Source organism: Shewanella sp. 4t3-1-2LB (genome assembly GCF_017368415.1).
GTDB lineage: Bacteria > Pseudomonadota > Gammaproteobacteria > Enterobacterales > Shewanellaceae > Shewanella > Shewanella fodinae.
On the sequence record NZ_JAFNJD010000187.1, the window covers coordinates 1 to 255 of the forward strand.

The 255-nt window shown below is 38.4% G+C and carries 1 pseudogene; it reads right to left on the bottom strand.

The annotated features are described in order from the left end of the window. Nucleotides 1–255, bottom strand: a pseudogene (locus J3L11_RS19240) (hypothetical protein); the annotation flags it as partial.

Below are 255 nucleotides of genomic sequence, written 5' to 3' on the forward strand. Positions count from 1 at the left end.
CTTTTGCTTGTTGATTCGGTGGCAAACTAAGTATGCGTTGCATACTTACTCTGATATCTGGGTATTTAAGATTATGTGTGTGAAACCAAGCAACTTCATCCACGCAACAACTGAGAAAATTGGAATTTGCTAATTGCTTTTTCGCGATTAGTTTATCAAGCAGATCATCCGGTTTATCTTTGGCTGACCACGTCAAATTAATCAAAATGACGAGTGCTATTTGCTCTAGGCCTGATACATCAAAAAGCATGCTAG